Consider the following 17,419-nt stretch of genomic DNA (forward strand, 5'->3'; position numbering starts at 1 on the left):
ACTACGGCTGCCAGCCGAGCGTCAGGCCGAGCAGGAGGCCGTAGATCACGTGCGCGAGCAGCGTCACGATCGCGGTCTGCCGTCCGTAGTTCAGCCCGAGGAAGCCAGGCGGCTGGAGGTTGCGCGTCGGCTCGGGGCCGGTCGCGTCGCTGGCCATTCGCGGGTGGATGCCGGGCAAGACCGGGAGGACGACCATCAGGACGACCAGCCCGTGGAGCAACCCGAGCAGCGCGCCCGATTCCCAGCTCGGCTGGCCCAGGAGCCGGAAGTAGGCGGCGTACAGGAAGGCGATAAGCCAACCGTTGATGATGTGCACCAGTACGCCGAGCGTCTTGGCGCGCTCGCGGTCGGGGGTCAGGATCAGCCCGAGGATGAGAGGGAGATCCATCCGCGTCAGCCCAGCCGCCTGGCTGCCGCGCAGGATCAACGTCAGGATGAGGGTGGCAGCCAAGCCCCAGAGCACCACCTGGCTGAACCCGAGCCAGACCTGCATGACCGAAGACCTCCCGCGAGACTCTGGCTACATTCAAGCGTAGCGGCGCGAGGAGAGGCCGGCAACGATAGCGATTGCCGAGCGCCTCTCACTCTTGCACGCCGTGTCAGCCGCGATCCTGTGGCATCGCCTGGCGCAGGTCTGGGGCCCCGCGCTCACCCGTCAACGCCGGCGGAAGGGGCACTCTATGGCATCGCTGTAAACTGTGGGGAAACCCGCTGAAGCCGGCTCGCTGGTGTGCCAGCTCCCTGCCAGGAGACTTAAGGGACGATATGTAGGGGCGACCAGCCGGTCGCCCCTACTTCAGCTACGGCGCCGGTCGCGCCTGGCGTGCTCGCCGATCGCCACCGGCGCCGGCTCCTACTTGGAGTCCTGCATGGTCTATCTTACAACGGCGCATGAAGTCAGGAGATGACACTTATGATCAGAACAACGCTGACGAGTAAGGGGCAACTCACGATTCCGAAACCTGTGCGGCAGCAACTTGCCCTGGGCAAGGGGGATCAGTTCGAGGTCAGTGTGGTCGACGACGAGATCCGGCTGCGCCCGCTCCGCCGCTACCGCGCGGCCCAGCTCCGGGATCTGCTGCGAGGCAGCCGGATACCCTTCGCCGGTTTCGAGCAGGAGAAGGCAGCGCTCGCGCAGGCGTTGTCCGAGCGGGAGCAGCGAGGCTAGCCTGTGCGCTATTGGCTCGACACCAACGTGCTGCTCCGGCTCGTCACGAAGACTCCCCCTGACCTGTTCGAGCGCGCGCTGGCGCTGGTCGCGCAAGCCGAGTTCGGAGCGCTCTCCCTCGCGGTTCATCCGCTCCACGTCGCAGGGGCGACCTACTTGCTGCGCCGCCTGTATACGTATACACACGAGGAAATCAGGCGAGAGTTGGGCATCGTCCTCCGTTTGGAGGCGCTCGCTGTCCACGACGAGGAACACGTGCTCGCCGCGCTCGATCTGATGGCGGAGCGCAACGTCGACTTCGACGATGCCTACCTTGCCCTCTGGGCCGCCACCTGTGGCGACGGGGTGGCTTCGTTCGACGACGATCAAAAGAAGCTGCCGGTTACCCTCCTCAGCGCGTAGGCTACCGAGGAGCTCGAGAAGACCGGGGTATCGCTCGAAGCCAGCCTGCCCTGGAGCGCGCTTTGGGAGGGGCTGAGAGCGTGCTGCCATGCACAGGGCGTGAACCCGAGGTGACGCGAGCGACACGCGTCTGTGCTAACCCTGCGCGACAGCACGGGCGGGAAGCGCTCACTCCGCCGTTCGGTTACAGTTAGCAGACCGTGCCGCCGTGGCGCCGCTGGTCTCATGCAGCGGTGACGCGCCCGACGGCACGATACTGATCGAATGCGAGCGGCGATGGCCGGGGGAGCGACCCAAATAGAGATGCCGGCGCAGGTGCATGTTCGGGAGCGTGCGGTCGTCGCGCTCCTGAGCGTCTGCGTGTTCTTCTCGGTGCTGAACACGTCGATGTTCAATGTCTCTCTACCCGAGATCGGGCGCGAGTTCGCTGTCAGCCCGGCTAGGCTGGGCTGGATCGTGACCGCCTATTCCCTCCTCTTCGGCGTCTCCACCCCGTTCTACGGCCGCCTGGGAGATCGCTACGGTCTCCGTCGCATGCTCATCACCGGTCTTTCCCTGTTCTCGGTCGCCTCGCTGCTGGCCGCCATCGCTCCCACGTATCCCCTGCTGGTCATCTGCAGGGCACTCCAGGCAATCGGAACCGGCGCTATCCCTTCGTTGGGGACGGCCCTGATCATTCGCCACGTGCCGGAGGCCCGGCGCGGGGCTGCGCTCGGCATCACCGCTGCCACCGTCGGCGCCGGGGCCGCGCTGGGGCCGACGCTCGGTGGCCTGATCACACAGTTCCTGAGCTGGCGGGCGCTCTTCGGCGTCAGCGCGCTTTTGGGTCTCGCAGTCCCCTTCGCCCGGCGCCTGCTCCCACCGTCCCGGCCGGCCGATTCCCGGCTCGACCTGCCCGGTGGTCTCCTGCTCACGGGCGTGGTCGCTGGCCTGCTCATCGGCATCACCAACATCGAGCGGCACGGGCTGGATTCAGGGCTCGTCCTCGGGCCCTGGATGGCCAGCCTGCTCAGCCTGCTCCTCCTCGGCTGGCGGATCCGGACTGTTCCTGATCCGTTCGTCCCGCCGTCGCTGCTCGGGAACCGCGCCTATCTGCTCGCCGGCGCAATCGCCTTTCTGCAGTCGGGCGCGCACTTCGGTATGCTGGTGCTGGTGCCTCTCCTGCTGGATCGGGTCAACCGCCTACCGGCGTTCGAGATCGGCTTGGCGATGTTGCCGTCCGCGGCGGTGATGAGTCTGCTGAGCCCGCTGGCAGGTCGTCTTGCTGACCGGCTGGGAGGACTGCTCCCGATGCGAGCTGGGCTCGCTCTCTGGGCTGCCGGTATGGTCTTGCTCTCCAGCGTCGGCGCTGGTCGCTCGGCCGTGCTGGTCGCCGGGCTCTTGATCCTCTGCGGAGCCGGCATGGGTCTCGTCAACAGCGCCAGCACCGTCGTGGTCTCGGCCCTCCTGCCATCCGAGCGCGTGGGGCTCGGCATCGGCCTGTACAATATGCAGTTCTTCCTCGGTAGCGCCTTCGGCGCGGCGCTCACCACAACAGTACTGGAGGCGCGGGAGCCAGCGGTCGATGGCTGGAACCCGCTCCACAGCGGCGCTGGAGCCGGGTTCAGCGACGCGTTCCTGATTACGCTGGCTGCCTCGCTGGTGGCCTCGCTGCTCGCCGCATTGATCCGGGCCGAGCGGCCCCGCGCGGAGCAGGCATGGTCAGCGGAGCTGCCGCAAGGAGGAGAGCGATGCCCTTCGTGATGGCTCGTCGCGACGACGCGTTCGTCCCCGACGTGCAGTGCGACAACTGTGGCCAGGCGGCGCCTGCCCAGACAGGCCTGGTTCTCTGGCCGCTGCGCTCGGGCAAGCGAGGAAAGGCTGCTCAGCCGGTACTCGTTGCCTGCAGCGAGCCCTGTGCCGACGCCCTGGCTAGTCGCCAGGCATCGGACGAGCTGGCCGGCGTCTCGCTCGATGCCTACCTGGCCAGCCTAATCCACTACCTGGAGATCGACCCGGCGGCCGTGCTGGAGCGCGAGGAGACCGCCCGGGCGCTGGAGCAGACGCGCGACCAGGCACCCGAGTAGTGGCCGGCAGCCTCGAGCGCGACGTGCTACGCTCTAGCCATCGCTCGAACGGAGCATAGCCTCGGTCACCTCGACCGCGCGAGAGACCGGGTGTCCCACACCAGGGCGTGGTGACGACGCAACGAGGAGGACTCGATGTCTGGCCCGATTAACGGTATCCACCACATGACCGCCATCGCTGGCGATCCCCAGCGGAACCTGGATTTCTACGCGGGCGTGCTCGGCCTGCGGCTGGTCAAGTTGACGGTGAACTTCGATGTGCCCAACACCTACCACCTCTACTACGGGGACGAGGTTGGCCGGCCCGGCACGATCATCACCTTCTTCCCCTGGCCGCACATGCGGCGCGGCCGGGTCGGTGCTGGCCAGTTCACCGCTACCGCGCTCTCGATCCCGCCCGGCGCGCTCGACTACTGGCGAGCGCGCCTCGATGCGCACGGGGTACAGTGTGCTGCCCCCGTCGAGCGGTTCGAGGAGACCGTGCTCGCGTTCGAAGACCCTGATGGGTTACCGCTCGAGCTGGTCGCCCACCCGGGGGCCGAGGAGCGGCCGGGCTGGCCGCAGGGGCCGGTGCCGGCTGAGATGGCGATCCGCGGCATCTACGGGATAAGTGCCGTCTCGCTGGCGCCCGAGCGCACGGCCCGGGTGCTGGAGGAGCTGCTCGGCCTGCGCGAGCAGGCGCAAGAGGGCGGGCGCGCGCGCTACATCGCCGGCCAGGGCGGCAGCGGGGCGATCATCGACCTGATCGAGCCCCAGGAGGCGACGCCGGGGATCGAGGGGACAGGTACGGTACACCACCTGGCGCTCCGCGTGCCCGACGACGACGCTCAGCGACAGGTCCATCACGAGGTCGCCGAGCGCGGCTTCCGCGTCACGCCGGTGCTCGACCGCCAGTACTTCCGGTCGATCTACTTCCGCGAGCTGGGCGGGCTGCTGTTCGAGATCGCGACCGACCCGCCCGGGTTCACGGTCGATGAGCCGGCCGAGCGCCTGGGCAGCGAGCTGCGGTTGCCGCCTTGGCTGGAGCCCCGCCGCGAGGAGTTGATCCGCCAGCTCCCGCCGCTCCGCCTGCCGGCGACCCGGTAGCACGGCCAGGCCCGCGGTTCCAAGAGCAGGCATTCTGACGAGTTGAGGAGATCAGCCACTAGCCGGCCGCTCTGCCGTTCGATAGACCGCAAGCGATTGCGCGTTAGAATAGCGGTGAGCGCCGCGAGCGGGAGCGTGCCCCGGCGCGGTGGGCTTCGGCGCGTGCCGGCCCGGGCAAGCGAGGAGGAGGCGATGGCGGCTGAGGAGCTCTTGCGGGCGATCGAGCGGGTGCGTGATCGCGCCGCGCGGTACCCGCAGGAGCTGGAGACCAGCGAGGCACTGGCGCGCTACGCGCTGATCGACCCGATCCTGCGAGCGCTCGGCTGGCCGCTCGACGACCCGTCCGTGGTCCGGCCGGAGTACGCCGCCGGGCAGGGCAAGGCCGACTACTGCCTCTTCGGCGCCGACGGCAAGCCCGCCGTGCTCATCGAGGCGAAGACGCTCGGCCCGAAGCTGCCGCCGATCGCCCAAGCCGCGGTGGTCGGCTACGCCTGGCGGCTGATCCAGCAGGGCATCCAGATCGAATACGTCGCTATTACCAACGGGCTGCTCTGGCAGATCTACCGGCCCTACGACCTGAAGCAGCCAGTTCATACCGTCGACCTCGGCAAGGGCACGCCGGCGGAAGCGGCCGTCGCGATCCTGAGGGCGCTCTGGCGCCCGCTGCTGGCCGGCGGACCGGTCCCGCCACCACCTCCTCCGCCACCGCCGCCTATGCCTGAGATCCCGCTGAGCGAGTTCCGTCCGGTGCCCAGTACTCGGCCACCGGCGGCGCTCGTCCTGCCGGACGGCACGGAGGTGCCGCTCCGCGTTTGGAAGGATCTCCTGGTCGAGGTGGCGCGGGGGCCGGCACGCTGAGCCCGCATCGGTGCCCAGTGCGCTTGCTGGGCGCGCAGAGGCGGTACCTGGTGCACACCGAGCCGGTGCACCCGAGTGGACAACGATTCCGTGCCTCCGAGCGTGTAGACGACAGGCTGTGGATCGAGACGCATGCGAGCGCTGAGCTGCTCCTGAAGCAAACGCGGTGGCTGCTCGAGCAGTTCGGCGAAGACCCGGCCCGGTACCGGGTGCGGCTCGCCCAGCACGGGCAGCAGCCCTGAAGGGACAGCCCTCGCCCCTCGCTCTGAGGCCGCTTATGACCATCATGGTGGACGGCTCTATGGCCAGTCGCCTGCCATCGCAAGGCTCCGCTTCGATGCGCTAGCGAGCCCCGGTGCGGACAGCATGACGCTGTCCGCTTTCGTCCCGCTCGTCCTCTCCGATGCAGTGCGAGCTTCAGCTCGCTGAGCGGGACGGTCTCGGTCGCCGCTTTCATCGCGCACTGGAGGCCCCTGTTCGCCAAACCAGCGCCCCGGCTCGGCGAGCGAGCGCGGTGGAGCCCTGAGCCGGGCCGGGGCAGGCGATGTCCACCAGCGAGGGAGGCGTGGTGCCGGAGCGACGAGACAGTTCGACGGGGTCGAAAGCAGGCCAGGCAGCTCACGGGAGCGCTCAACGCGGGAAAGACGCGGGTACCCGCGCGGGCTCGCCGCTGCACGCCGCCCTCCGCCTCGCCCTCCAGAGCCCGGCCCACTTCTCCCGCGCCTTCCTCCCAGGCCGCGCCCTCCGCCCCTACCAGGCCACACCCGCCAACGCCATCGCCCGCGCCGTCATCCACCGCCGCCGCGGGAACACTGGGGTTCCCGCCGAGTTCGCCGCCGTCTTCGCCAGACAAAGCGGCAAGGACGAGATGCTCGCCCAGCTCCTCGCCTACCTCCTCGTCACCTTCCACAAGGCCGGCGGTACCGCCGTGGTCGCGTTGCCAACGCTCAGACCCCAGGCCCAGATCGCCCGTGACCGGCTGCTCGATGTCCTCCGCTCGGAGCGCCTCCGCGCCCTCGGCCTCCCGCTCCATGTCTCCGAGACCCAGGTGCGGATCGGCCGCGCCGCCGTCCGCTTCACCTCCGCCTCCCCCACCGCCAACGCCCGCGGCCAAACCGCGTCCCTGCTGCTGGTCGCCAACGAGGCCCAGGATATCGAGCCCGACCGCTGGGATGCCGTCTTCGCCCCCATGACCGCCTCCACCGCCGCCCCCACCCTCTTTATGGGCACCACCTGGTCGTCCGATACCCTCCTCGCCCGCCAGATGCGCTACCTCCGCGAGCTGGAGGCCTCCGATGCCCAGCCTCGCCTCTTCCTCGTCCCCTGGCAGCAGGTGGCGGGGCACCTCCCCGCCTACGCGGAGCACGTCCAGCGCCAAATCGCCCAGCTCGGCCCCGATCACCCCTTCATCCGCACCGAGTACGAACTGGAGGAGCTCGCCGGCGCCGGCCGCCTCTTCCCCGCCGCCCGCCAGCTCCTCATGCGCGGCCAGCACCCGCCCCTCACCGCCCCCCTCCCCGGCGAGACCTACGCCCTCACCCTCGATGTCGCCGGCGAAGAGGAGTCCGACGCCCAGGCCGACCCCCTCGGCCGCCGCGACTCCACCGCCCTCACCGTCTTCCGCGTACGGACGCAGGGAGAGCGCCCCACCTACCAGGTCGTCCGCCGCTACCTCTGGACGCGTACCACGCACACCCTCCTCCACCAGCAGGTCGCCACCATCGCCAGGACGTGGAGAGCCCAGGCCCTCGTCGTCGATGCCACCGGCGTCGGCGCCGGCCTCGCCTCCTTCCTCCAGGCCACCCTGGGGGAGCACGTCGTCCTCCCCTTCACCTTCTCGCTCGCCTCCAAGTCGCAGCTCGGCTGGAACTTCCTCGGCATCGTCGATTCCGGCCGCTACCAGGATCACAGAACGAACGGCGAGGGCGTCGACCCCGAAGCCGCCCACCTGGCCCGCCTCTTCTGGCAGCAGGTGGAGGCCTGCACCTACGAAGTCCGCCCCGGCCCCGGGAAACTCATGTCCTGGGCCGTCCCCGACCCCCGCACCCACGACGATCTCTTGGTCTCCGCCGCCCTCTGCGCCGTCCTCGATCAGGTCGACTGGCGACCGCGCACCGCGAAAGGCAGAATCGACCATGACCACCGGTAGGGGCAACCCCCTGCGGTTGCCCGGTAGGGGCAGGCCCCTGTGCCTGCCCACCTGCCCACAGAAAGGAGGCACAACCCATGACCGCCTCTGAGGTCGCCCGCCCCTGCGACGGCACCGTCCTCATCTGGGAGGAGTGGATCACCCACCACGGGCCCACCACCTGCCCGGAGTGCGCCGCGCTCGATGGCCAGTGGTTCCTCAAGGGCCACGGCCCCCACCCGCCACGGCACCGCAACTGTCGCTGTAAAAGGGTCGCTGTCTACTGGGAGTGTATCGCCCGCCCGGCCGATCAAGCCCCCGCCGGCAGCGGGCGGGGCGGCCCCGGCAGTCCCACCAGGCCGCCCTCCGGCGGAGGCGGAGGCTCCGTCAACCAGTGACCCCCATCACACCTCCACCTCCCGCTCGCCGGATATCACGCCGGGAGAGTAGCGTCTCCGGGAACTGGAGGCTGGACAGTCGATGCCGGCAACGAGGGCTGGTAGGGACAGAGGGGGTCGCTCTCCAGCGGGTCGCCGGTGGCCGACCAGGCACGTGCTCGCGATCCGCCGCAGACGAAGCGGAACTCGCAGCGGCCACACTTCCCTTTGAAGCGGTCGGGATCGCGCAGGGAGACGAGGAGCGGGTGCCGTCGATAGACCTCGACCGGGTCTGACGTCGTCACGTTGCCGAGCTTGAGCGGCAGAAACCCGGCGGGATAGATATCCCCCACGTGCGAGATGAACAGGATACCGTTGCCGTCGCGCACACCGTGACCCTGGCGGACGGAGGCCAGATCCGGCGGGGTGCCCCCGCTGCGGCGCTCGTGTGCCCGCCGCTGGGCGACGACTCGCCGGTAGAACGGTGCCTCGGTCGTCTTGATCGCGAACGGGACGGTGGGAGTGACCTGGTAGAGCCAGGCCATGATTCGTTCAGCCTCGTCCGGCTCGACCTCGCGGAGGAGCCGGCCCCGGCCGATCGGTACGAGGAAGAAGAGGCTCCACCGCTGGGCGCCCAGCTCCCCGACCAGATCGAGCAGAGCAGGCAGGTCGTCTCGTGTCTCGGCGCAGACCAGGCTGTTGATCTGCAACGGCAACCCGAGCGAGCGTGCCCAGCGCGCGGCCTGCACTGTCCAGTCGAAGCTTCCTGGGACTCCGCGCAGGGCGTCATGGCGGGCTGCCGTCGAGCCATCCAGGCTGAGTGCCAGGATCGAAACCCCGGCGTCCTTGAGCCTGGCGACGACGCGCTGGGTGAGCGCGTAGGTTCCGCTGGGCGTGATCGCGACGCTGAAGCCCAGGGAGCGAGCCCGAGAGATCAGATCGAAGAGATCGGGGCGTTTGAGCGGGTCGCCTCCAGTCAGGACGAGGTGCGGGAGCGGTGGGCCGAACCCGGCGAGCTGTTCCAGCAGAGCGTAACCGGCTGCCGTGGAGAGCTCGCGCGGATGGCGCCGGGAGACGGCCTCGGCGCGGCAGTGCCGGCAGGCCAGCTCGCAGGCGCGCGTGAGTTCCCAGTAGACCAGCAGCGGGCGTTCCGCGTACCGCATGGGGTACCTCTCTCCCCACGCCCCTGGCTCATCAGAACAGGGCCGCGTCCACGACCAGGGCCAGGAAGAGCAACCCCAGGTACTGCATGGAGTAGAAGAACAGGCGGCGGGCGAGCTGATCCGATCGCTCCCGCAGCAGCCGGCCAGCCAGCCAGAGGAAGCGCGCCCCTAGCAGCAGTGCCGCCACCAGGTAGAAGAGCCCAGCGGTTCCCAGCGGGTAGAAGGCGAGGCTAGCCAGGACCATCAGCACGGTATAGATGAAGATCTGCCGGCGCGTCTCCTCCTCGCCGGCTACCGCCGGCAGCATCGGCACCCCGGCCACCGAGTAGTCGGTCTTCTTGAAGAGGGCCAGTGCCCAGAAGTGCGGCGGTGTCCAGGCGAAGACGAGCAGGAACATCAGCAGTGCCGGGAGCGAGACCTGGCCAGTGACCGCTGCCCAGCCGACGAGCGGCGGCACCGCGCCGGCTGCCCCGCCGATGACGATGTTCTGCGGGGTGGTCCGCTTCAGCCAGATGGTGTAGACGAACACGTAGAACAGGTTACCACTGAGCGACAGCAGCGCGGCCAGCGGGTTGACGAACGCGGTCAGGACGTAGACCGACAGCACGCTGAGCGTCACCCCGAAGATCGCCGCGTACTCGGGCAATACGCGACCTTGTGGCAGTGGCCGGCTGCGCGTGCGGCTCATCAGCGCGTCGATGTCGCGATCCCACCAGTGGTTGATGGCCGAGGCTCCACCAGCGGCCAGCGCGCCGCCGATCACGGTCCAGATGAACGTCCCGAGCGGCGGGATGCCCGCAGCGGCGACCATCATGGCGCAGATCGTGGTCAGGAGCAGAAGTGTCATCACTCCCGGCTTGGTCAGCACCAGATAGTCGCGGGCTGCCTGGACCAGGGGGCGCGGTGCGCCGATCTGCCGCCCAGTACCCGCGATCACCTGGGCAGGCTGCAGCCGGTCCAGCGCGATGACCAGAACCAGGGTAGCCCAGATAAGGGTGGCAACCGCAAGGTGGGCCACGCTCACGGCCGGGGCGAGCTGGAACCAGATGTTGGCCGCGCCGACGAAGATCTGGGCGCCCATCAGCACTGCCGCGGCCACGGCCAGCCCGGCGATCAGCGGCGCGTCCGACCAGCGCCGCCGGGCCTGGATCGCTGATGCCACCACGAGGCCGGTCGCTACCAGCGCCACCAGCCGGTGCGTGAGGTGCACGTCGATAGCAGTCCAGCCGGTCGGGACGAAGGCATCACCGCAGAGCGGCCACTCCTGGCAGGCGAAGCCAGCCCCGCTCTTCGCCGTGTAGGCGCCGGTGAGCATCAGCACGAAGACGCTCAGCGCCGAGGCAACGCCCCAGCCGCTGAGGCGCGCTCTCACCTTCGTCCGCGGGGCCCGCTGCGGAGCCACGATCGCAAGCAACCCCAGGACGAGCGCGGTTGCCAGGTAGGTGAGCGCAACGCCGAGGTGAATGGTCACGACGAGCGCTTCCAGGTGGGTGAAGACCGTCACTGCCCCGAGCCCGGCCTGTACTAGAACCAGCCCGGCTGCCAGCAGCGGCAACCACCCGTACCAGGGGTTCAGGCGCCGGAGTCGCCACCCGGTGATGGCGAGCAGGCCGGTCAGCACGATGACCGAGAGGGCGAGCAGCCGGTGGATGAACTCGATCCAGGCCAGAAGGTCGAGGTCTGGGATGACCTGCCCGTTGCAGAGCGGCCAGTCCGGCCCGCAGCCCATGCCGGCGCCGAGCACGCGGACCGTGCCGCCGAAGACGATCAACAGGTAGCCAGCGATCGCGGTCGCGATTGCCAAACGGCGGAATCGTCGCAGTAGGGATCCGGAGTCCACTGTACTCGACCCTCCTTGCTCGGAGCCTCCGCGCCTAGTCGGTGGGCTGTGGTTCTCAGCGGCGACGGCGGCTCTTCACTGTCGCCCAATCATACGTTCTCTCTCGTCTCCGGTCGTCAGGTTTTCCCTGATGGCGGGCGCATCGATCAGTGAATTCCCCAGGGTACCGAACTCAGCTCGTACCAGGAGATGGCATACAGCAACGCGAACAGCGCCAGGAAGGCGAGTGCCAGCACCAGCGCTCCCGGTACCTCGAACCCTTCGTGTGAGGGTTCCGCCGCGCTTACCTCGCCGTCCGAGCCACCGGCCGCGATCGGTACCGGCAGGAAGGCCTCCGGCGCGATCTTCCCGAGCGCGGGTGTGGCCGTCCGCCGGCCCAGCAGGACGGTGCCGACGATCACGGCGACGAACATCGCGCCGCCGATGACCGCGATGATAGCCCCGATGCCCAGCCCGGCAAGGAAGACCGCGATCTCCGGCTGCTCGAAGATATCGGTACGAAGCGCCCGCGCGGTCGAGAAGGTGATGTCCCAGTGCCGCCGCGGGACACCCCAGTGGCCGGCCAGTCCCATCCCCAGACCGAAGATCGTCATCCCGAGGGCGTACACGTATGGCTGCAGCCTGGCCCAGCTCCGCAGCACGAGCTGCCGTTGGAAGATCAGCGGCACGAGGTAGTAGGAGATGCCCATGAAGGCGGCTGTCGTGCCGGCGACCACCGTCATATGGAAGTGTGCCGGGACGAGTAGCGTGTTGTGCGAGATCATGTTGACGAACGGGCCACCGATGATGACACCGCTGACGCCGCCCATCACGCCGAACAGGAACAGGCTCGTGACCAGGGCGGCGAAACCTGGTTCGCCCCACGGCGCACGGCGCAGCCAGGTGAACAGCCCCTGTCGGAAGCCCTTCTCCCGCATCGCCAGCTCGACCGAGGCCGGGATACTGAAGGCGTGGATCAAGCTTCCGATCACCGCGCCGTACATGAAGTAGCTCACGTTGACATTGCGTACCCAGGTTCCGATCCCTGGGTCGACCTGCAGGTGGTGCATCGCTCCCATGTTGATGAACAGCACGTAGAGCACGATCGCGATGCGGCTGAACCCCTCGTTCACCACCTTCGCTCCGGTGGTTAAGCTCGCGAGCCCGTACCAGACAGCGACCATCGCGGCCAGGTTGATCTGCTGCGCGCCGTGGCCCAGACCCCAGTAGAGCAGCCGGTAGACGCCGGGATCGACCGATGGGACGAGCCCGACCGTCCAGAGGAAGACCGGCAGCAGCGCAGCAGCGCCGGCGAGCAGGCTCCACAGCGCGATGATCGCCGCGCCGAGCAGGGCGAAGGTGAACAGCGGGAGCGAGCCGACGTCACCGCGGAGCCGCGCTCCGACGAGATTGATGATGAAGTGCACGACGGCCAGAATCGCACCGACGGCGAACACCAACACGGCGGCGTAGTAGAGCGGCGGTGCCTTGAGCGGGGGATAGGACGTGAACATCACGATCGCCTGGCCCGTGACCATCAGATAGGTGGCGACCACAGAGCCGATCAACATCATCCCGTACGCGATCCAGCCGAGTGTCGGCACCACCATGCGGGCGCTCAGCAGCACGGTGCTGCCGAAGATCAGGCCGGCCACCTCGAAGAAGATGATCCAGAAGATCAGCATCACCATGCCGTGGGTCGAGACAAAGGCGTAGAAGCTCTCGTACGGCAGGAGATGGATCGCCTGCCAGCGGGTCAGCGCGATCAGCAGGGCCAAGAGGCCGCCGATCGCGAGGTAGACCACGGCCGTGACCGCGTTGGCCATGATCAACCGCTCGGCCGAGCGATCGACCAGAAGCCCGGTCACCTGGCAGCGTCGCTGTAATGCGGCTACGGCTTGCATGGTGTCACCTCGCTCCCCTGCCTCGCCTACTCGGTCACGATGATTCGCCCGAGCATCAGGTGATGACCCAGGCCACAGTACTCGTTGCAGACGATCGGATATTCGCCGGCTTCCTCCGGAGTGAGCTGGATCACCGTCACGTAGTCAGGCAAGACCTGGAAGTTGATGCTGTGCGGTGCCATCACCAGGGAGAATCCATGCTGCACGTCCCGTGAGGAGATGAGGAAGCGGTAGGTCTCGCCGCGCTTGAGCTGGATCACCGGCCGCCAGGCGAACGCTCGCGCCTCGAGATAGACGTCGCTTCCAGGCGGTGGGGCGACTACCGGCACGCCGTCGATCTCGCCGACCTGGTACGTTTCGATGAACTGATCGGTCAGAGCGCCGAAGGTCGCTGGGGCGATGCGGTAGCTCTGGATCTGGTTCTGCTCGCGCCCGATCGCTGGCCAGATGAAGACGATCATCGCGAACATCGCCAGCCCCCAGATGACGGCGAGCGCGCCCCAGAGGCGCTCGTCGCGCCCGAGCGGATGCCACCACGTCCCTTGCGGCTTGGCCAGGCTGCTGAACCGGACGGCCATCGACACTCCCCCTCTCTGCCGGAAGCCCCGGCTAGCGGCCGAACAGCGGTACGTTCCCCAAGCTGATCAGGCCCCACAGGATGTAGAAGAGCGTGGGCACCACGAGCCCGGCCATGATCAGGAGAAAGATGTCGTCGAGCAGCACCTGCTGCCAGGGTATCCCCTGCTTCCCTCCGGAGCGCTCGTCGGGCGATTCCACCATCGCTCCCCTCCAACGCTCGTGCCGAAATACGCTGGTTGCCCTCACGGTTCTATGCACACCGATACCATGAACGAGAAAGAATGTCACTACCCGAACGGGTAGGATTATCCGTCAGCTCCACGTGCCGCGACGCGCGTGCGCGCTGCGGAAGACCGCTTGGGAGATGTCTTACGTGCGCAGGCGACCCGTCAGCCCGCGAGCCTGGTGCTGAGTCCTGGATGCTGCCCGAGCGACCCAGCTCACCAGCAGGACGACGTAGAGGACGCCCCCCGTCACCCACATGAGGGCACCCCCGATGCGCTGGTCACCGAGTGGGCTGATTCTTCCCGGCTTGGGTGTTTGGGCGTAGATCGGATAGAGCAGCTCGCTCGAGAGCGTCACCGTGGCGCAGAGCAGATCCGAGGCCATCCAGGTGACGAACAGCAGGAGCACGGCTGCCTCGGTGGACAGGCGCGGGCGCCAGGGACGGGGATCGAGCAGGACTTGCCAGAAGAGGAGCGCTGTACCGAAGAAGGACGCGTGCTCGAGTTCGTGCACCAGCTCGTTCACCACCGCGGCCTGGTAGAGCGACGGCAGGTGCCAGGCGATGAAGCTGCCGTTATAGAGGAACAAGACTGTCAGCGGGTGCGTGAGCAGGCTGAGCGAGGAGCGCACTGGCCGGGAGCCGAGCGTGGCGCGCAGGATGCCTCGCCTCGTACGAGGAGGCAGCGCCCACAGCATCAGCCAGATCGGGCGGCCCAGCACCAGCAGCGGAGCAGCGACCAGCATCAGCAGCAGGTGTTGCACCATATGGACCCAGAACAGCACGCCGTTGAAGTGGTCTGGCGGGCCCAGCAGCGCGACGGCGAGCGCTGCGAGCCCGGCGAAGTACGCGACGGCGCGCCAGGCCGGCGGTGGGCGCCCGCCGGAGTGCCGGGCGGCTCGGAGCGCGATGAGGTAGCCGACCCCGGCAGCGGTCAGCAGCGGGACGAGAACGGGGTCGAGGTGCCAGGCTCGTGGCCAGGACTCGACATTTGCGGTGGTATGGAGAGCGGGAAAGAGCATCGCCTTTGCTTCCCACCTTGCTCGCGCGCCGAAGTCTATCCGTGCCGGCGTGCCCGCTGCCAGCTTAGCGCAGCAGGCCGCGCTGCAGTGCGAGCGCTGTCGCCTGCGCGCGGTTTTCGGCCCCCAGCTTATCCATGATCGAGGCGATGTGGAACTTTACTGTCCGCTCGGAGATCCCTAACCGCGAGGCGATCTCCTTGTTGGCGAGCCCCTGCGCCACCAGTTCGAGCACCTCGCGCTCGCGTGGGGTCAACGGGCCACGCTGGCGCGCCGGGCTGCGAGTCTGCGGCAGCGCGCTGGCGGCGAAGCGTGGCTCCAGCGCGGTCTTGCCCTCGTAGACCGACCGTACGCTCCGGGCGATCACCTCCCCGCTCACGCCTTTGAGCAGGTAGCCAGCGGCTCCGGCCTCGAGCGCGCCGCGCACGCGGTCGTCCGTGTCGTATGCCGTGAAGACGAGCACGCGCGGCGGCGTGGAGCCGGCCCGCAGATAGGGAATGGCTGCGATCCCGCCCATCCCTGGCAGCTCCAGGTCGAGCAGCACGACGTCCGGACGGAGGCGCCGGACGAGCGAGAGCGCCTCCTCAGCCGACCCGGCCGCTCCGACGACCTGGAGACCCGGCTGATCCTCCAGCACGCTGATCAGCCCCTCCCGCACGACCGGGTGGTCATCGACCACGAGCACGCGGATCACGTCTCGCCCTCCGGGCGCAGCGGCACGATGGCGGTGATGGTCGTCCCCCTCCCTAGCCGGCTGGCGACGTGCAGCCGGCCGCCGAGCAGCCGCGCACGCTCGCGCATGCCCAGGAGCCCGTGACAGCCGGCTGGGATGGTGGCGGGATCGAAGCCGTGGCCATTGTCACGAATCGAAAGCACGGCCTGCTGTCTGGTTCCGGTGCGCAGCACGATGCGCACCTCGCTCGCCTGGGCATGCCGCCGGACATTGGTGAGCGCCTCCTGGGCAATCCGGTACAGCTCGGCTTCCACGCTCACCGGCAGCGGCTGGCCATCGCTGACCTGGACTGCGACGCGCACGCCGGTCTCGGCGGTAAAGGTGCGAGCCAGCGTCCGCAGCGCTTCGGCCAGTGGCTTGCCGAGCGGCAGGCCGGTGCGCAGATTGATGACCGATTGCCGGGCTTCCTCCAGGCTCCGCCTGGTCATCGCGAGCGCTCGCTGCAACCGCTCGCGGGCGCGTTCCGGCTCGCTCTCCAGGTGATTCAGCGCGCTCTCGATGTGTAGCCCGATCGCGGTCAATCCCTGCGCGAGCGTGTCGTGGATCTCGCGGGCGATTCTCGCACGCTCCTCGGCACGGGCCAACCGGGCGCTCTCCTCGGCGAGCCGCGCGCGCTCGACCGCGATCCCGATCTGGTTGGCGATCGTCGAGAGGAGGCGCAACTCGCTCCGGGACAGCTTGCGCCACGACGGCGCGGCGATGTTCATGATCCCGAGTGGCTTGTCCCGGAAATAGAGCGGGATGCTGGCATGGTAGCGTAGCCCACCGGTCGCCTCGATGGCTCCGGCTTCGATAGCCGGCTGCAACCGGCTGCACTCGATCAACGAGATGTTTCTGGGCGCGAGCGTGCCGTCGCGGAAGTCGCCGATACATGAGCAACTCTTGCCGCTCATGTGGACCGGCTCCTGAAGATACGGTGGGAGATTGTGGGCAACAGCGTTGTAGAACTGGCCGGTCTCCGGGTCGAGTAGCCAGATCCAGCCGGTGTGCAGACCGAACAGATCGGCGACTTGCGCCAGTGTCCGTTCGAGCGCGTGCCGGACGTCCGGGGCGCTGTTCAGAGCCTCGGAGATCGCGTAGAGAATGCGCAGCTCGCGAGTGCGCCTATCCTCGACTGCCGCCCGGTGCCGCCCTGGCGCCCTAGCCGGGACTCGCTCGTTCTCTGGCATCGCGTTGCCACCGAAACCCGCATGGCGCGCGCAGGCCGCCGCGCCGGAGAATGACAAAACTGCTGACGAGCGCAAGTCTACTCGATTGCCAGTGCCAACCTTCTCTCGTCACTGCCGGCGCGGGTCGCGGCATGGAGTGCGTCGGGGACGGGACTCTCCCGGCCTGTGGCCGGCGGAGCGGCGGCAGCCTGGAGCAGGCGATCCGGCGCGGTTGCTACTGGCTGGGGCTCGCCTGAGCCAGGTGCTGCTCGAGTTGCTCGATCGTGGTTCGATCGCGTTCGACCAGCGATTGCAGGTACTCGCGGAGCGTCATGTGACCCCGCGGCGTATTGAAGGCTTGCTGCCAGACCTCGTCGGGCAGGTCGCGGACCATTGCGAGCGTTGCTTCGCGGGCTGTGCCGAACTGGCTGAGCAACACCGCGGGCGTGAGGCCGAGCGCGGTCTGTTGCAGCGTCACCATCGGTTCCGCCTCGTCGTCGGTGATACTCGTCTCGCCGCTGAGCAACATCTCTTTGACTGCCTGCGAGGCGTTGAGCTCCCGGTTGCGCAGGCGATACAGAATCCCAACGACCGAATCGGGGTTCGCTTTGGGATCCTGCCCGCTGTTGAGCGCCAGTAGCTTCGGCCGGAACCGCTGGTTCAGTTCCCGGCAGGTCGCGATGAGCGCGTCAATCACGTCACGGTCCGCCATGCCCTCCTCCTTCTGGCCCTAGCCGATAGCCAAC

General features: G+C 68.3%; 19 protein-coding genes. 9 read left to right on the forward strand and 10 right to left on the reverse strand.

What is annotated here, in order from left to right:
- Position 1: 1 nt before the first annotated feature.
- Positions 2–493 carry a hypothetical protein gene (locus NET02_RS13845; RefSeq protein ID WP_284058020.1) on the reverse strand — a complete coding sequence of 164 codons (492 nt, stop codon included), beginning with the start codon at positions 491–493 and terminating at the stop codon, positions 2–4.
- A gap of 420 nt (positions 494–913) precedes the next feature.
- On the opposite strand from NET02_RS13845, the gene NET02_RS13850 reads away from it, so the two are divergent.
- The 9 genes from NET02_RS13850 to NET02_RS13890 all read left to right on the forward strand — a co-directional run bounded on the left by NET02_RS13850 (position 914) and on the right by NET02_RS13890 (position 8,106).
- Positions 914–1,168 carry an AbrB/MazE/SpoVT family DNA-binding domain-containing protein gene (locus NET02_RS13850; protein WP_284058021.1) on the forward strand — a complete coding sequence of 85 codons (255 nt, stop codon included), beginning with the start codon at positions 914–916 and terminating at the stop codon, positions 1,166–1,168.
- Positions 1,169–1,171: 3 nt separating this feature from the next.
- Positions 1,172–1,570, forward strand: a complete 399-nt coding sequence (locus NET02_RS13855; RefSeq protein WP_284058022.1) for a PIN domain-containing protein — start codon at positions 1,172–1,174, stop codon at positions 1,568–1,570.
- A gap of 276 nt (positions 1,571–1,846) precedes the next feature.
- Positions 1,847–3,313 carry an MFS transporter gene (locus NET02_RS13860; RefSeq protein ID WP_284058023.1) on the forward strand — a complete coding sequence of 489 codons (1,467 nt, stop codon included), beginning with the start codon at positions 1,847–1,849 and terminating at the stop codon, positions 3,311–3,313.
- Positions 3,301–3,636 carry a hypothetical protein gene (locus NET02_RS13865; RefSeq protein WP_284058024.1) on the forward strand — a complete coding sequence of 112 codons (336 nt, stop codon included), beginning with the start codon at positions 3,301–3,303 and terminating at the stop codon, positions 3,634–3,636. Before NET02_RS13860 ends, NET02_RS13865 begins: the two co-directional genes overlap by 13 nt.
- Before the next feature lie 135 nt (positions 3,637–3,771).
- Positions 3,772–4,722 carry a ring-cleaving dioxygenase gene (locus NET02_RS13870; RefSeq protein ID WP_284058025.1) on the forward strand — a complete coding sequence of 317 codons (951 nt, stop codon included), beginning with the start codon at positions 3,772–3,774 and terminating at the stop codon, positions 4,720–4,722.
- Positions 4,723–4,914: 192 nt separating this feature from the next.
- Complete coding sequence (locus tag NET02_RS13875; RefSeq protein ID WP_284058026.1) at positions 4,915–5,580, forward strand: hypothetical protein; 666 nt, start codon at positions 4,915–4,917, stop codon at positions 5,578–5,580.
- Positions 5,581–5,630: 50 nt separating this feature from the next.
- Positions 5,631–5,822, forward strand: a complete 192-nt coding sequence (locus tag NET02_RS13880) for a hypothetical protein (protein ID WP_284058027.1) — start codon at positions 5,631–5,633, stop codon at positions 5,820–5,822.
- A gap of 326 nt (positions 5,823–6,148) precedes the next feature.
- Positions 6,149–7,729: a phage terminase large subunit family protein gene (locus tag NET02_RS13885; protein ID WP_284058028.1), complete on the forward strand. Its 1,581-nt coding sequence runs from the start codon at positions 6,149–6,151 to the stop codon at positions 7,727–7,729.
- A 77-nt stretch (positions 7,730–7,806) separates the two neighbouring features.
- Entirely contained in the window at positions 7,807–8,106 is a 300-nt protein-coding gene (locus tag NET02_RS13890) for a putative phage head morphogenesis protein (RefSeq protein ID WP_284058029.1), read from the forward strand.
- Between the two features lie 35 nt (positions 8,107–8,141).
- Here the strand turns inward: NET02_RS13890 and NET02_RS13895 are convergent, their stop codons facing one another.
- The 9 genes from NET02_RS13895 to NET02_RS13935 form a co-directional block, all read right to left on the reverse strand.
- The gene (locus tag NET02_RS13895; RefSeq protein WP_284058030.1) at positions 8,142–9,248 is read right to left on the reverse strand and encodes a TIGR04053 family radical SAM/SPASM domain-containing protein; all 1,107 of its coding nucleotides are present in this window, start codon (positions 9,246–9,248) and stop codon (positions 8,142–8,144) included.
- A 31-nt stretch (positions 9,249–9,279) separates the two neighbouring features.
- Positions 9,280–11,088, reverse strand: a complete 1,809-nt coding sequence (locus NET02_RS13900) for a heme o synthase (protein WP_284058031.1) — start codon at positions 11,086–11,088, stop codon at positions 9,280–9,282.
- A gap of 146 nt (positions 11,089–11,234) precedes the next feature.
- Positions 11,235–12,971: a cbb3-type cytochrome c oxidase subunit I gene (locus tag NET02_RS13905; protein ID WP_284058032.1), complete on the reverse strand. Its 1,737-nt coding sequence runs from the start codon at positions 12,969–12,971 to the stop codon at positions 11,235–11,237.
- Positions 12,972–12,997: 26 nt separating this feature from the next.
- Positions 12,998–13,549: a cupredoxin domain-containing protein gene (locus NET02_RS13910; RefSeq protein ID WP_284058033.1), complete on the reverse strand. Its 552-nt coding sequence runs from the start codon at positions 13,547–13,549 to the stop codon at positions 12,998–13,000.
- Positions 13,550–13,580: 31 nt separating this feature from the next.
- Positions 13,581–13,751, reverse strand: a complete 171-nt coding sequence (locus NET02_RS13915) for a hypothetical protein (protein ID WP_284058034.1) — start codon at positions 13,749–13,751, stop codon at positions 13,581–13,583.
- A 168-nt stretch (positions 13,752–13,919) separates the two neighbouring features.
- Positions 13,920–14,795, reverse strand: a complete 876-nt coding sequence (locus NET02_RS13920) for a cytochrome c oxidase assembly protein (protein WP_284058035.1) — start codon at positions 14,793–14,795, stop codon at positions 13,920–13,922.
- 64 nt (positions 14,796–14,859) lie between these two features.
- Positions 14,860–15,486 (reverse strand): response regulator, encoded by a 627-nt coding sequence (locus NET02_RS13925; protein ID WP_284058036.1) that lies wholly within the window; start codon positions 15,484–15,486, stop codon positions 14,860–14,862.
- Positions 15,483–16,694, reverse strand: a complete 1,212-nt coding sequence (locus NET02_RS13930; protein WP_284058037.1) for a GAF domain-containing sensor histidine kinase — start codon at positions 16,692–16,694, stop codon at positions 15,483–15,485. The genes NET02_RS13925 and NET02_RS13930 overlap by 4 nt, the downstream gene beginning before the upstream one ends.
- 214 nt (positions 16,695–16,908) lie before the next feature.
- Positions 16,909–17,385, reverse strand: coding sequence for a hypothetical protein (locus NET02_RS13935; RefSeq protein WP_284058038.1), 477 nt, complete (start codon positions 17,383–17,385; stop codon positions 16,909–16,911).
- Positions 17,386–17,419 lie beyond the last annotated feature (34 nt).

The organism is Thermalbibacter longus, assembly GCF_023806485.1.
Taxonomy (GTDB): Bacteria; Chloroflexota; Chloroflexia; order Thermomicrobiales; family Thermomicrobiaceae; genus Thermalbibacter; species Thermalbibacter longus.